This window comes from Campylobacter sp. CNRCH_2014_0184h (assembly GCF_025772985.1).
GTDB lineage: Bacteria > Campylobacterota > Campylobacteria > Campylobacterales > Campylobacteraceae > Campylobacter_D.
This window is the reverse complement of the sequence record NZ_JAKMTB010000003.1, coordinates 196,947-210,280: the sequence shown is the minus strand read 5'-3', so window position 1 is coordinate 210,280 and position 13,334 is coordinate 196,947. Positions and strand designations below refer to the sequence as shown.

Genomic DNA, 13,334 nt, shown 5'->3' with positions numbered 1-13,334 from the left:
TATAATTTTAAACAAAACTAAAATATATGAAAAAATATGTTTTTTTAAAAAATGAAAGAAAAAATGGATCCAAAAATGGATCCAAAAAAGATTAACGTTTAGAGAATTGTGGGCTTCTTCTTGCTTTTCTGCGACCGTATTTTTTACGCTCAACAGTTCTACTATCTCTAGTAAGAAGTCCTTTTGGTTTTAATAATGCTCTAAAATCTGCATCCATAGCAGCTAAAGCTCTTGAAATACCATGTCTTAAAGCTTCAGCTTGAGCGCTGTATCCACCGCCTAAAGTTGTTGCTTTAATATCCATAGAAGTTTCTTGCTTAGTTACTAATAAAGGCTGAACTACTTTTAATTTTATAGCTTCATGTCCGCCAAGCCAAGTGTTTAAATCCATACCATTAACGATGATTTTACCACTACCAGCTTTTACCCAAACTTTAGCTACAGCGGTTTTTCTTTTACCTGTTGCGTATGTTGTTGCCATGATTATTTTCCTTTATTAGCAATTTGAGCAGTATGAGGATGTTCGCTACCTGCATAAATTTTTAATTTTTTTAGCATAGCTCTACCTAGGTTTGTTTTAGGTAGCATACCACGAACTGCTAATTTATATAATTTAACTGGATTTTTTTCTAATAAATCACCAAATTTTTCACTTTTTACACTTCCAAAATACCCTGAATGTCTGTGGTATAGTTTATCTTCTGCTTTATTTGCACCTGTGAAAACTGCTTTAGAAGCATTGATAATGATTACATAATCTCCACAATCAACATTTGGAGTATAGCAAGGTTTATTTTTACCTCTTAAAATAGTCGCTACTTCTGTTAAAAGACGACCAAAACGCTTTCCTTCAGCGTCTAAAACGATCCATTCGCGTTTTACTTCGTTTGGCTTTGTTATCTTTGTCATCATCTTACCTTTGCCAAAAATTTTTTTTAAAATGAGATTATAATTATTTTAACTTAATTAATACTTAATTTAAGAATATTTAAAGCTTAAATATTCTTACCACTATATGAAAAATATTGAGTATGAAAAAATACACAACTTAAAAAATAAAACGATATAGATATCTTATATAATGTTAAACCTCTATTACATCCACTTTATCTTTTAAAACATACACCAAAAAAACCTTAGTGGAAGTCTTAGTTAAGATTTTTTCTATGGCTTCTTTGTAAAGTAAAACTTGCTTTTTATGCTCGTTTAAATTTAAACCTGTTTTATAGTCTATAATGATAGCTTCATTATCATCAAATGCAAGCATATCAAGCTGTTTTTGCTCGCCTTTATAAGTGATGATTTGCTCTTTAAGTAACTTTTTACCCACTAAAAGTGCGTTAAATTTCTCATCTTTTAAAAGCATAGTAAGTCTTTTAAAAAGCTCATCAAAAGCTTCATCATCTAAGTAAAAACGATATTTTTTATACACCATTTGCTTACAAAATTCAAAATTATTTTTAGTGTTAAAATCAAAATATTGTAAAAATTCATGCAAAGCCAAGCCAAAACGTATTTGCTCGCTTGTAAAATAGTTTTTAACTTTAACTTCTTGTAAATTTACCTTTTGAAATTCTTCAAAGCTTTCTATTTGCTCTAATTTTTCCAAAGGCTCATTTGTTTTTGAAAGTTGTTCTTCTAAAATGCCTATTTGCTTTTCTTCATAATCTTTAAAATATCCTTTAAAACCCTTATAATTTTCATCATTTTTTATAACAAAAAGAGAATTTTTAGCTCTAGTAAGTGCTACATATAAACAATTTATCTCATCTTCTGTTTGGAGTTTTTTTCTTTTGTCTAAAAAGGCATTATAGCTATCATCTTCAAGGTATTCTCTAGCACTATGTCTGTATTTTATTTCCCAGCCCTGCTCTAAATCATACTCAAACATTAAAGTATCAGTGTCTGGAGCTTTTTTACTAAGTCTATCAAGCACGATTAAATTTTCAAATTCAAGCCCCTTAGACTTATGCACGGTCATAATGCTAACTCCATCATTTTGTGCTTGTAAAGAACTTAATTTACAAGGACTAAATAAAAAATCAAAAAAATTATCAAAAGTACTTGCATGCTCTAAATAGGCGATAAGATTAACATCGCTTAGATCAAGCTTTAAATAATCAATCAAGTATTTTAAAATTTCACCTACACTGCGGTTTATATCAAGCTCAAGATAACTAAGTTCTTTTTTTAAAATATCATTTACAAAATACAAACCAAACTCATCTTTAAGCACACAAGCCTTTGCATACTCAAAAAGCACTCTTACGCTAATACAATCTAACAAAGGAACATTGCTTTGCGTATAAGCTTTAACGCCATTTTCTTCAAGAAATTCTTGAATCAAAGTGGCGTCTTTATTGACCCATACTAAAATGCAAATATCATCAAGCTTAATGCCTTTTTCTAAAAGTCTATGGATGATTTTTAAAGCTTCTTTAGCACTTGCTTCATAAACAGAACCATCTTTACTAGGGATGTGATTTTGCAAAATTTCTACATACCCGCCTTCTTTAACGCTTTTTTGCAAAGTAAAGCTAGGATTTAAAAAGCTATCAAAAAATTTATCTTTAAAAGTGTCATTGACATAATCAACAATGATTTTTTTACTACGATAATTAGTATCTAAATGCTCTAGTTTAATTTGTGGAAAGTCTTTTAAAAGCTTATCAAAAAGTTCTTTTTTACCCCCTCTAAAACCATATATACTCTGCTTTTTATCGCCTACATAAAAAAAACTTCTGTTTTTTTTCACACCCTCACCTGAAACAAGCTCAGCGATAATAGGCTTTAAAATTTGATATTGCAAGACATTAGTATCTTGAAATTCATCGATTAATAAATGAGAAATATATCCATCAAGTCTAAAATAAATCAATTCTTTATTAGCCTCATCACTAATTAATTCATAAGTTTTTAAGGCTATATCTGAAAAAGTTAATGCATTTTGCTTGGTATTGTTTTCATTTCTTGCTTCTTTAAAATGCTTCAAAAGCTTTGCAAGCATACTTATGCGGTAATTTTCTATTTGATTAAAATATTCTTTTGCATTTTGTATAAGCTCTGCTCTTTTTTGTAAAAATTCATTATCAATGACTTTAGTAAAATAATTTTTATCTAAATTACTAATAATAGGCTTAGCGAAAAAATCTTCCATTCTTTCAAAATTAAAATTTGAAAGATAATTTTTATTTGTGCTTAAATTTTTTGCATAAGCTATAAACTCATCAATATTTTTTTCTAAAGCAGCCTTGCTTGGAAGGTAAGCTTTTGGATTTGGCTTAACATCACAATGTTTGGTATATAAATTTTCAAGGTTTTTTAAAAAATCACTTTTGCTTTTTGTTTGGATAATGTAATACGCTAGACTTTTTAGCTCTTCTTCGTTTAATTTAGCAATGAAATTTTTATAACTATCTTGACTTTCTATGATCTCAAAATCACTCATAAAACCTAAATTTAAAGCAAAAGAACGAATGATTTGCGAAAAAAAACTATCAAAGGTATAGATATTGAGTTTAGATCTTAAAAATTCGTTTTTACGCTTTTGTCTTAAATCTACAAGCTCTTCTTTGCTTTTGCCTAGCATTCTCATAAGCTCATTGCATTCTGCTTTATTTTCTCCATTTTCAAGCACATCAAATTCTAAAAAGGTTTTAAAAATCCTTTCTTTCATCTCACTTGTGGTTTTATTGGTAAAAGTAAGAGCTAAAATTTCATTAATCTTAGCTCCCATTAACACCAAGGCTACAAAACGCACGCTTAATGCAAAGGTTTTTCCACTTCCTGCACTAGCTTCTAAGGCCAAAAAAGGCTCAAAATTACAACTCAAAGCTTAAACTCCTTTTTATAAAGCATGGTATAAGGACTATAGGTATTATCATTTCTTTGATTAGTAAATTCTTTTTCTAAAGGATCTTTTGCAAGCTCATTAAGCATGTCTTTAAGCTCTTGCACCTTTTCACTTTCAGTATTTTCATAAACGATTTTCATATTTTTTAAATCATAAAAACAAGCATTTATATTTTCTAAAGGGTATACACCCTCTAATAAAAACTTATAAAAAGCAAGCTGGTAAGTTTTTTCATCTATTTTCCCAGTTTTATAATCTATGACTAATTTTTCATTTTCATTTTCATCTAATCTATCTAAACGACCAAAAATAGTAATTTTAACTCCATTTTGAGCGATAAAATCTTTTTTTTGTGAAAATTCACAATCTCTTACCATAAAACCTTGTTTAAAATGCTCATTTTCAAGCACTTGAAATTCTTTAAACATTGCTTGTATTAAAGCTAAATTTAAAGCATCGATTTTGTAATCTTTCAAATTTTTTACAATATCCATAAATTTTTCATAGTCAAAATATTTTGCTTTTTTGTTTTGTTTATAGTATTTTTCTAAAGCTTTATGAATAAAACTTCCTAGCTCATTCGCCCTAAGAGTATCTTCTAATTCTTTTGGTTCTTTTAGTCCTAAGACATATTTATAATAATAATCTAAGCCATAATTTATCAAAAGGTGGAATCTCGTAAAAGTAAGCTCTTTACTAAAATAATCATGCTTAGCCATTATATGTGTAATTGGCTCAAGGTTAAAATCGCACTTGTGTGTTTGAAAGTATTTGATATAGGCATTGTCACTGTATGTTTTATCCTCTATGAGTAAAAAATCAAGCTCACTTAAAAATCTTGACTTGATTTTTTCTTCATTCTCTACATAAGAAATTCCTACTAATTTTGCCTTGGCTATTAGGGTATAATAATAATGTCTTTGTAAATTTTCTCTTTGAGCATGAGTAATAAGTCCTGCTTTTTTTCGAATTTCATTATTTAAAAATAACTCACTTGAAACTCTTTTAGGGATAAACTCATCATTAAAATCAACTATAATCACCCCATCAAAGCTGAGCCCCCTACTTTCTAAAAGCCCCATTACAGTAACTTCACCACCGCCAACACTGCTTAGTTTTTTATTGTCAATTTGCATGAAAAATAACTCTAAAATTTGCTTAAAACTTAAAGTATGTGTTTTTATAAGTTCTTTAATGAATGCAAGCTCTTGATAGATACAATCTTGCAATTCTTGATTGTTAATATCTTCTAGCAAATTATGGATGAAGTTTTCAAAAAAATCAAAAGAGATATTTTCATCAAAAAGCTTTCTAAACTCTATAAAATCAATACCAGAAGGATAAAAATGCAAATTACATAGGTGCTTGTTTAACTTTTGCCTATCAAAAAAATCTTCACTCAGCTCATACTCAAACTCATCATCTTTAGCACTTTCATATAAAGTCTTTAATCTATGATAAAAAAGCGTATGTTTGATACTTTCCCCATTGGCATAGTTTAATACATTGTTTTTATCATAAAGTCTTAAAATATCTACAAAGTTCTCATCAGGAGTAATCACTACAATATCTTTTGCGCTAATACCAGCTTTTAAAAAGCTGTTAATTTTTTCAAAAACAAAAGCAGCTTGCAAAGACCGTAAATTAAAACTTTTATAAGTGATTTTATTTTCTTGTACAAAAGGACACTCTTGTAATATTTGTGCTTGGTTTACATCATATAAATACACATGATTTTCCTTAAGAGAAAGCCCTTGTAAAAAGCTAAGAGAACTTAAAAAATCTTTGTTAAATTTAGTACAATTAAATTGCACTTTAAGAGGAAGTATTTCTTTAACTTTTAACAAAAGCTCTACTTCAAAAGCATTCAAAAAACCTTGAAAATCAAAAATAATCTCATCATAATTTTTTAAAAAATCATTATTAATTTCATAATCTAATACTAAAGAAATATCATCATATAAATTTTGTTCATGTAATAGGGTAAGATAATTTTTAAAAAGCTCTTCTAAAATTTGCAAATGTTCATCATACTGTGCATAAGCGTCATAATTTTTTAAAGTACTAATGTCCTTTTTCTCCAAGCTAAGTTCTTTAAAAAAACTAAATAAATAAGCATTGTTTTTTAAAAATGCAAAAAAATTACTCGGTATTTTTAAACTTTGCTCTAAATTTTTAGTTTGTTCGCAAGCCTTTTTCATCAAAAGCAAACACTCATAATGAGTTGCTTGAAAATGTGGAGAAAAAACTAATTTTTGCATAAATTCAGCTATACTCATAGCCGGATCTACTAAAGTGTCTATTTGTAGTTTTTTCTCATAATATTTTCTTAAAGCTCTTAGTGAGCTAAAAACAAAAAGCTTCATTATTTAGTCTGTAAAAAGAATTTAAAAAATCCTACGCTATTTTCATCTTGAGTGATTTTTAAAAGTATTTGCCATGCACCTTTTTCTTTAATATTAAAATCAAACACCAAATCACTTCCTTCTAGTCTTGCTTGTAAATTCTCATCATTTACATTTGTATGTGGACGTGAAAGTAAAGTTTGAATTTGAAGCTTACTTAAATCATAATCTTTTAAATTTTCAATCGCAATCCTAAGTTCATTTTGCCCTTCATTAATATAATAAACTTGATTTTTCTTATGCATAAAGCTTTCTTTATCTTTAATGCTTAATTTAAAATTTTCATCAAAAGTCTTTTGTCTGTTTTGAATTTCATTATAATTTAATTCTACATTTTGATAAGAATCAAAATAAAAATTATCTTCATACACAGGGGCTTTGCTTGCAATAAAAATCGTTACAATACAAGCTATAACAATAAGCCCTAAAGAAATCAAAATGCCATAAGGCCAAAATGTTTTCTGATTTTGCATTTATCTTCTCCTTTTGATTTTTCTTTGAACTAGCATCAAAATTGCGACACATAAAAAACCATAAATTAAAATTCTCATGATATTTAAAGTATCACGATTTGAATTTCCATAAAAAGGCTTTATATTAAAATGATTTGCCACTTGATCAGCAATATCTGCATAACCATTTAAAATAGCAGCATTGTAAATGTCTTTTTGTTTAGGATTTGCAAGTATAGGCAAAATCGTTCCTTTTTCAGGGTAAGGACTCAAAACACCTTCTTTATCAAAAAAAGCTAAAGCATCATCACTTGCAAGTATATCCACCTTATGTGAAGCTTTAGAAAACACAAGCAAAATATATGGCTTGCTCAAATTAGCTTCATAGCTCTTTAAACTTTCAAAATCTTTTTTATCACTTAATACCAAAGCGATATTTACTCCGGTTAACTCACGAATTTGCTTAGAGCTTGAAGTAATATTTTGTTCTATTGCAGTATTTAAGATATTGTCATTTAATAGTATTTCAGCATGTAAGAAATTAGCAAAGCAAATAAAAACGGCGGTTAAAAAACCGCCTTTAAATATATTTTTCATCCTATAAAAAGGTGATTTACAGTTAAAACTGACCAAGCAGTAACTCCTGCTGCTACAACTAAGCCAGCTATGATTAAGTATTCAAGAACTTTTGCCATAATCATTCCTTTATGATGATATGTTCTTCTCTTTTAGAGTCAAACATTTTAATTTGCTCTGCATTTTCTATTTTATAAGGTTTTTGCATAACATCTTGCTGTGTTTTAAGACCCCAAACAGTAAGTCCAGCTAGAATCGATAGCAATAAAACAGTTGCTATTAACATTCCACTAACACCCGAAAGTGAAAATACACATCTATTTGAATTTTCCATTATTCACCCCTTGAAAGAGAAATTGCATATTCGCTAACTGCTTCTTTTTGAAGCTCATTTAATAAACCATTATTAAAATGAGGCATTACACCTATACTACCTGCTTTACCACGATTTAAAACATCTACTACAAACTCAGCACTGCCATATTTTGTCAAATCCGGAGCAACCAATTGCCCATCAATAGTTCCTTTTCCATCTTCACCATGACACACCGTACAAGTTGCAAAAAGTTCTTTTCCTTTTGCTACAAGTTGAGGATTTTCAGTTTTTTTAATTGCTGAAATTTCAGAAGCAACATAGGCAGCAATTGCAGGGATATCAGCCTCATCTATGCCATTATCAGCTGCACTTAACATTTCACCCATAGGATAATTCATACCCTTAGAACCTTTAGTAATTACCTCTATAAGCCCTTCTTCTGAACCCCAAATGTTAAGATTTTGTGCTTTTCCATTAATACCATCACCTGTAATACCATGACAAGAAGAACATTGAACCAAGAAAATATTCTTACCCATTTCTTGTTTATCTTGTGCACTTAAATTTGCAAATTTTTGTGCAAATTTTTCATTATGTGCTTGTACTTCTTTATTATACTCACCAATTTGAGAATAACTATTTAAAGGATATCCCCAAAGAAAATACCATATACACCATACTATAGCTAAGAAAAACACTACAGCCCAACCAAGTGGTATAGGATTTTTAAACTCACCTATACCATCCCAACTATGCTCGCTTAGTTCACCTTGGCTCTTTTCTTCTTTCATACTTTTAAACAATTTTCCTACCACAACAAGCGTAATTAGTATGATAAGAATTGCTCCGATAAAAGATAATAAATTAACATTATCTTGTAAATTCAACCATTGCATTAAGCACTCCTTTTATTTTGCTCTAAAACACGATCGCTGATTTCATCATGCAATGCCAAATCAGCGTATTTTTCATAGTTTCTTCTACCTGTTTTTTCAGATCTATACAAATGAAACCAATAAGAATACAAAACTACCACTAAAAATACTACAAGAGCAAAAAAACCATAAGCTTGTAGCTCTCTTATTAGTTCTAAATCCATAGTTTTTCCTATTTTAAGCTGTTAAGATACGCAATCAAAGCTACAATCTCTCTAATTTCACCTCTAGCAAACGCATCTTTAACATCTTGATTTTTCATTTGATCTACTATAACTTGAGCTTCTGCTTTAACTTCTGCTTGAGCCTCTTCCCAAGTACCTAGTTTTGTACCATTTTCAGTATCATAAGGCACATTGAAAACTTTTTTTACAGTTAGTGCTTCTGCATAAGCTGTTTCTATATTTGCATTATTGCTAAACATATGTTTATAAGCTGGCATAATAGAACCAGGGACAACTGAAACTGGATCCCACATGTGATTTTCATGCCAATCTGTTGTTCTAAAATTACCTATACGCAATAAATCAGGCCCTGTTCTTTTTGAGCCCCATAAAAATGGTCTATCATAAGCATATTCGCCACTAACTGAATACATGCCATAACGATCTGTTTCTGATTTAAAAGGACGAATAAGTTGTGAATGACATGCATTACAACTTTCTTTAATATAAGCATGACGTCCTGCAAGTTGTAAAACTGTATAAGGCTTTTTACCTTCAATTGGTCTTGCATTCTGAGCAAAATCAGGTAAAACTTCTACAATACCTGCATATGCAATCACTATAAATACTGCCACAGCAAAAAAGAATGGATTTTTTTCTAACCAACTAAACATATTTTTCCTCCTTATGCTGCCATAGGTGAAGCACTTTTTGGCTCTTTATCAAGCACTCTACCCACTGAAATTGATTTATAAATATTATAAACAAACATGAAAAATCCTACTAAGTATAACAAGCCACCCACAGCTCTAATCCAATAATAAGGAACAATAGCTTCAACAGTATCAATGAAAGTATAAAGTAAGTTACCATACTCATCAGTAGCTCTCCACATCATACCTTGAGTAATACCTGCTATCCACATAGAACTAAAGTACAATACTATACCTGTAGTTTGAATCCAAAATTGAGCTTCCATTAATGATTTGCTATATAGTTCTCTTTTAAACATTCTAGGCACCATATGATAAAGTGCTGCCATAGTCATAAAGCCAACCCAACCTAAAGTACCATCATGAACATGTCCCGGAATCCAATCTGTAAAGTGTGCTAATGCATTAACTGATTTAATAGAAAGAATAGGACCTTCTAAAGTTGAGAACATATAGAAAGTTGAAGCTAAAATCATAAATTTAATCAACGGACTTTCTCTTAGTTGACTCCACTCACCTTTCATAGTAAGCAAGATATTAATTGCTGAACCCCAAGAAGGTAAAATAAGTACAATTGAAAAAACTGAACCCATAGTTTGCATCCAATCAGGCACAGTAGAATAAATCAAGTGGTGTCCACCTGCCCATAGATAAACAAACATTAAGCCCCAAAACGCAAATAAAGATAACTTATATGAGAAAATTGGCTGACCACTTTCTTTTGGTAAGAAATAATAAATTTGAGCAATAATACCAACAGTAAATACAAATGCAACAGCATTGTGTCCATACCACCATTGAACTAACGCATCATTAGTTCCTGCATACATAGAAACACTATGCCACCAATCGCCCATTCCACTTACAAAGTATGTTGGTACAGCCATATTATTAAATAGATAAAGCATTGCTATACCTAAGAAGGTAGCTATATAATACCAAAGTGAAACGTATAAAGTTTTTTCACGGCGAATTCCAATAAGCCCAAAAATACTTACACCCCATAAAATCCAAACTAAAACTACCAATATATCAAGTGGCCATTCAAGCTCTGCGTATTCTTTTGAAGTACTAATACCTGCAAACAAAGTAATAACAGCTATAATCATAGTGATCATATAAAGCCAAAAATGTAGTTTGCCAACAAACATTAAAAAGCTTGATTCTGCCATACTAACTTTTAGCACACGCTGACCAATATAATACCAAGTAGCCCAAATTCCTGAGAGCATAAAACCAAAAATTACACCTGAAGTGTGCAATGGTCTAAGTCTTGAAAAAGTGCCATACTCACCAGCTAAATAGTTTAAATCCGGATAAGCCATTTGAAAGGCAATAAGCGTTCCAATAGCCATACCAATAACACCAAACAATAAGGTAGCAAACATAAAATATTTAGCAACCGTATAGTCATAGTTTAATGCATTTCCTGGGTGCATTTCCTCTCCTTAAGTTTTTTTCTGCAATATGCAATCACTATATTATATGATAATTATCATCTTTTTTAGCTTAAAATCACAATGATTAATCATCTATTAAGAATTATAAGTAAATAATAAATTTTATCGAGTTAAAGAAAAACCTATATAAGAAAAATACAAGCCATAAAAAAATATTAAAATATAAGAAATCAAACTAGCTGTTTTTTGAAATTTTTCACTCAGTGTTTTAGAAAAATAAGCAAAAAATACCAAAGCAGGCAGTGTTGAAAGTCCAAAAACAAGCATAATTAACGCTGATAAGTATACATTTTGTACACTCATTCCAAAAGCTATATAAAAATATACCAAGCCACAAGGTACAAAACCATTTAAAAAGCCTAAAAAAATAGTACTTTTTAAAGACTTATTTTGAATTAATCTTGAAATGTTTTTTTTAATGACACAGTCAAAAATTAAAGAGCTTTCAAAAAAAGCTAACAATTTTCCTTTAAAAATTAAAGCAAAAGCTAAAACCACCATAAAAATCCCGATAGTAAAAAGCATTATACCTTTTGCAAATTCGCTAAAAGAAAATAAATTTCCAAAAAATCCAAAAAATACGCCCAAACAAACATAGGCAAAAATTCTAGATAAATGATAAGAGAAAATCAAAAGAGAAAAAGGGAGTTTGATCTGCTTTGAAAGCTGAGTATAAGCTAAAATAAAACCTCCGCACATTCCATAACAATGTCCAAAGCTAGAAAGAAAAGCTATACTCGCTAAAGCAATAAAATCTAAATTCACAAAAGCTCTAAAAATTCTTTAAAGATGTATTTGCTCTCATGTGGTCCTGAGGAGCTTTCTGGGTGATGTTGTACTGAAATGATAGGATAATTTTTGTATTTTACACCCTCTACATTATCACCAAATAAATTTCTATGAGTAATTGTTGCAACCTCTGCTATTTCTTCAGGAACATTATAGTTGTGATTTTGCGCTGTGATTTCTACTGTATTATTTGTAAGATTAATTACTGGATGATTTGCTCCATGTTGACCAAATTTCATCTTATAAGTTTCATAACCAAATGCATTACTTAAAAGCTGGTGCCCTAAACAAATACCTAGCATAGGAATTTTTGCTTCTGCTAATTTTTTAATCTCTGCAATTTCATCTTTTAAAATTTTTGGCTCACCTGGTCCATTGGATAAAAATACCCCATGAATTGCACCTTTTTGGTATAAATCAATCAAATCTTTTGCCTTGGTATTATAAGGAAAAACCTCTACTTCAAGTCCTACACTCACAAGTTCATTTAAAATATTTTCTTTTACACCATAATCAATCACAGCTACTTTTTTACCATTTGCTTTTACATTCTCATAAGTTTTGTTGCTATGATTCCAAGCACCTTTACTATGCTTATAAGAGCTTTTAGTGCTAACTTGTGCTACATAATTTACCTCATCGATTTTAGCACTAGAAAGAAGCATTTTCTTAAGCTCTTCTTTGTCTTTAATTTCAGTAGATATTATAGCTCTTAAATTTCCTTGATCTCTAATCATTTTAACCAAAAATCTAGTATCAATTTCGCAAAGTCCTATTTTGCCATGGTTTTTCAAATAAGCACTCAAAGAATCATTGGCTCTAAAATTAGAATAATCTTCATTTAATTCCCTTATAATCATACCGCTAGCAAAAACTTCTTTGCTTTCATTATCTTCATCATTAACGCCAACTATACCAATTTCTGGCATTGAAAAAACCACAAATTGACCCGCATATGAAGGATCAGAAATAATCTCTTGATAGCCCGTTAAAGAAGTATTAAAAACAAGCTCACCAAAAAAAGTTCCACTTTCTCCAAAAGCCTTTGCACTTAAAAAAACATCATTTTCTATATAAATATATGCTTTCATAAAAGTCCCTTTTTTCTAAGCTCTTCTTGGTAAAGCTTTTCAAACACCAATTCATATTCTTCAGAACCTGGGATAAGCTTTCTTTTATAATTTGAAATTTTTTCATAAACCAAATCTTCTAAATTTTCATACTCTTTTAAATAAGACATAATACTTGAGAAAATGAGATTTTTCACACGATTTTCTGATACATTATAATTTATCAAATCCTCTTCTACTAAATTTTCTAAAATTTTATGAGAAAGGTTATTGTATCTATCTTCACTATCAAGCATAAATTTAAACTCATTTGCTAATTTTTTCTTAATCATCCAAAACATACTTTTTCTATCTATTTGCATGAACTCGATTTCATCTTCCTGGCTTTCTAAAAGCTCTTTTGCTTTTTCATCAAGCTTACGCTCGTTTAAAACATCTATTTCTATAATCTCTTTTGCTATTTTTAAAAGTTTTTGACTATCATCTTTAATTTTAACAAAAGAAGAATGCATTAAATCAAGTATTATTTTATTTGCTATATAAGGTATGTGAGCTGGTTTGATACGCATTTATTCACCTTTTTATTTTTATTGAAATAATA

The 13,334-nt window shown here is 29.8% G+C and carries 15 protein-coding genes; all 15 read right to left on the bottom strand.

Annotated elements, in window-relative coordinates; all coding sequences use genetic code 11:
* Positions 1-91: 91 nt before the first annotated feature.
* The 15 genes from rpsI to L8X36_RS04450 all read right to left on the bottom strand — a co-directional run bounded on the left by rpsI (position 92) and on the right by L8X36_RS04450 (position 13,302).
* Positions 92-481 (bottom strand): 30S ribosomal protein S9, encoded by a 390-nt coding sequence (gene rpsI / locus L8X36_RS04520; RefSeq protein WP_039617655.1) that lies wholly within the window; start codon positions 479-481, stop codon positions 92-94.
* 2 nt (positions 482-483) lie between these two features.
* A complete protein-coding gene (gene rplM, locus L8X36_RS04515; RefSeq protein ID WP_039617653.1) occupies positions 484-909 on the bottom strand; it encodes a 50S ribosomal protein L13 in 426 nt (141 codons plus the stop codon).
* Between the two features lie 175 nt (positions 910-1,084).
* Positions 1,085-3,832 (bottom strand): RecB-like helicase, encoded by a 2,748-nt coding sequence (locus tag L8X36_RS04510; protein WP_263682744.1) that lies wholly within the window; start codon positions 3,830-3,832, stop codon positions 1,085-1,087.
* Positions 3,829-6,219, bottom strand: a complete 2,391-nt coding sequence (locus tag L8X36_RS04505) for a PD-(D/E)XK nuclease family protein (RefSeq protein ID WP_263682742.1) — start codon at positions 6,217-6,219, stop codon at positions 3,829-3,831. The genes L8X36_RS04510 and L8X36_RS04505 overlap by 4 nt, the downstream gene beginning before the upstream one ends.
* Positions 6,219-6,731 carry a FixH family protein gene (locus tag L8X36_RS04500; protein ID WP_263682740.1) on the bottom strand — a complete coding sequence of 171 codons (513 nt, stop codon included), beginning with the start codon at positions 6,729-6,731 and terminating at the stop codon, positions 6,219-6,221. The genes L8X36_RS04505 and L8X36_RS04500 overlap by 1 nt, the downstream gene beginning before the upstream one ends.
* Positions 6,732-7,307 carry a hypothetical protein gene (locus L8X36_RS04495; RefSeq protein ID WP_263682738.1) on the bottom strand — a complete coding sequence of 192 codons (576 nt, stop codon included), beginning with the start codon at positions 7,305-7,307 and terminating at the stop codon, positions 6,732-6,734.
* Positions 7,304-7,405, bottom strand: a complete 102-nt coding sequence (locus L8X36_RS04490; RefSeq protein WP_149062088.1) for a hypothetical protein — start codon at positions 7,403-7,405, stop codon at positions 7,304-7,306. Before L8X36_RS04490 ends, L8X36_RS04495 begins: the two co-directional genes overlap by 4 nt.
* A 2-nt stretch (positions 7,406-7,407) precedes the next feature.
* The gene (locus tag L8X36_RS04485; protein ID WP_039617641.1) at positions 7,408-7,620 is read right to left on the bottom strand and encodes a DUF4006 family protein; all 213 of its coding nucleotides are present in this window, start codon (positions 7,618-7,620) and stop codon (positions 7,408-7,410) included.
* Entirely contained in the window at positions 7,620-8,498 is an 879-nt protein-coding gene (gene ccoP, locus L8X36_RS04480) for a cytochrome-c oxidase, cbb3-type subunit III (RefSeq protein ID WP_220516176.1), read from the bottom strand. Before ccoP ends, L8X36_RS04485 begins: the two co-directional genes overlap by 1 nt.
* Positions 8,498-8,701, bottom strand: coding sequence for a cytochrome c oxidase, cbb3-type, CcoQ subunit (locus L8X36_RS04475; RefSeq protein ID WP_039617636.1), 204 nt, complete (start codon positions 8,699-8,701; stop codon positions 8,498-8,500). The genes ccoP and L8X36_RS04475 overlap by 1 nt, the downstream gene beginning before the upstream one ends.
* Before the next feature lie 8 nt (positions 8,702-8,709).
* Positions 8,710-9,375, bottom strand: a complete 666-nt coding sequence (gene ccoO, locus L8X36_RS04470; protein WP_263682735.1) for a cytochrome-c oxidase, cbb3-type subunit II — start codon at positions 9,373-9,375, stop codon at positions 8,710-8,712.
* 11 nt (positions 9,376-9,386) lie between these two features.
* On the bottom strand, positions 9,387-10,853 hold the full coding sequence (ccoN, locus tag L8X36_RS04465) for a cytochrome-c oxidase, cbb3-type subunit I (RefSeq protein ID WP_263682733.1): 1,467 nt from the start codon (positions 10,851-10,853) through the stop codon (positions 9,387-9,389).
* A gap of 123 nt (positions 10,854-10,976) precedes the next feature.
* Positions 10,977-11,639 (bottom strand): sulfite exporter TauE/SafE family protein, encoded by a 663-nt coding sequence (locus L8X36_RS04460; RefSeq protein ID WP_263663809.1) that lies wholly within the window; start codon positions 11,637-11,639, stop codon positions 10,977-10,979.
* Positions 11,636-12,754: a glutamine-hydrolyzing carbamoyl-phosphate synthase small subunit gene (gene carA / locus L8X36_RS04455; RefSeq protein ID WP_263682731.1), complete on the bottom strand. Its 1,119-nt coding sequence runs from the start codon at positions 12,752-12,754 to the stop codon at positions 11,636-11,638. The genes L8X36_RS04460 and carA overlap by 4 nt, the downstream gene beginning before the upstream one ends.
* Positions 12,751-13,302, bottom strand: a complete 552-nt coding sequence (locus L8X36_RS04450; protein ID WP_039617626.1) for a DUF507 family protein — start codon at positions 13,300-13,302, stop codon at positions 12,751-12,753. The genes carA and L8X36_RS04450 overlap by 4 nt, the downstream gene beginning before the upstream one ends.
* Between the last annotated feature and the right edge of the window lie 32 nt (positions 13,303-13,334).

Bases quoted from the DNA above. Each gene is read 5' to 3' on its own strand.
- rpsI (WP_039617655.1), bottom strand. From the start codon at position 481: ATGGCAACAACATACGCAACAGGTAAAAGAAAAACCGCTGTAGCTAAA.
- rplM (WP_039617653.1), bottom strand. From the start codon at position 909: ATGACAAAGATAACAAAGCCAAACGAAGTAAAACGCGAATGGATCGTT.
- L8X36_RS04505 (WP_263682742.1), bottom strand. From the start codon at position 6,219: ATGAAGCTTTTTGTTTTTAGCTCACTAAGAGCTTTAAGAAAATATTAT.
- L8X36_RS04500 (WP_263682740.1), bottom strand. From the start codon at position 6,731: ATGCAAAATCAGAAAACATTTTGGCCTTATGGCATTTTGATTTCTTTA.
- L8X36_RS04495 (WP_263682738.1), bottom strand. From the start codon at position 7,307: ATGAAAAATATATTTAAAGGCGGTTTTTTAACCGCCGTTTTTATTTGC.
- L8X36_RS04490 (WP_149062088.1), bottom strand. From the start codon at position 7,405: ATGGCAAAAGTTCTTGAATACTTAATCATAGCTGGCTTAGTTGTAGCA.
- L8X36_RS04485 (WP_039617641.1), bottom strand. From the start codon at position 7,620: ATGGAAAATTCAAATAGATGTGTATTTTCACTTTCGGGTGTTAGTGGA.
- ccoP (WP_220516176.1), bottom strand. From the start codon at position 8,498: ATGCAATGGTTGAATTTACAAGATAATGTTAATTTATTATCTTTTATC.
- L8X36_RS04475 (WP_039617636.1), bottom strand. From the start codon at position 8,701: ATGGATTTAGAACTAATAAGAGAGCTACAAGCTTATGGTTTTTTTGCT.
- ccoO (WP_263682735.1), bottom strand. From the start codon at position 9,375: ATGTTTAGTTGGTTAGAAAAAAATCCATTCTTTTTTGCTGTGGCAGTA.
- ccoN (WP_263682733.1), bottom strand. From the start codon at position 10,853: ATGCACCCAGGAAATGCATTAAACTATGACTATACGGTTGCTAAATAT.
- carA (WP_263682731.1), bottom strand. From the start codon at position 12,754: ATGAAAGCATATATTTATATAGAAAATGATGTTTTTTTAAGTGCAAAG.
- L8X36_RS04450 (WP_039617626.1), bottom strand. From the start codon at position 13,302: ATGCGTATCAAACCAGCTCACATACCTTATATAGCAAATAAAATAATA.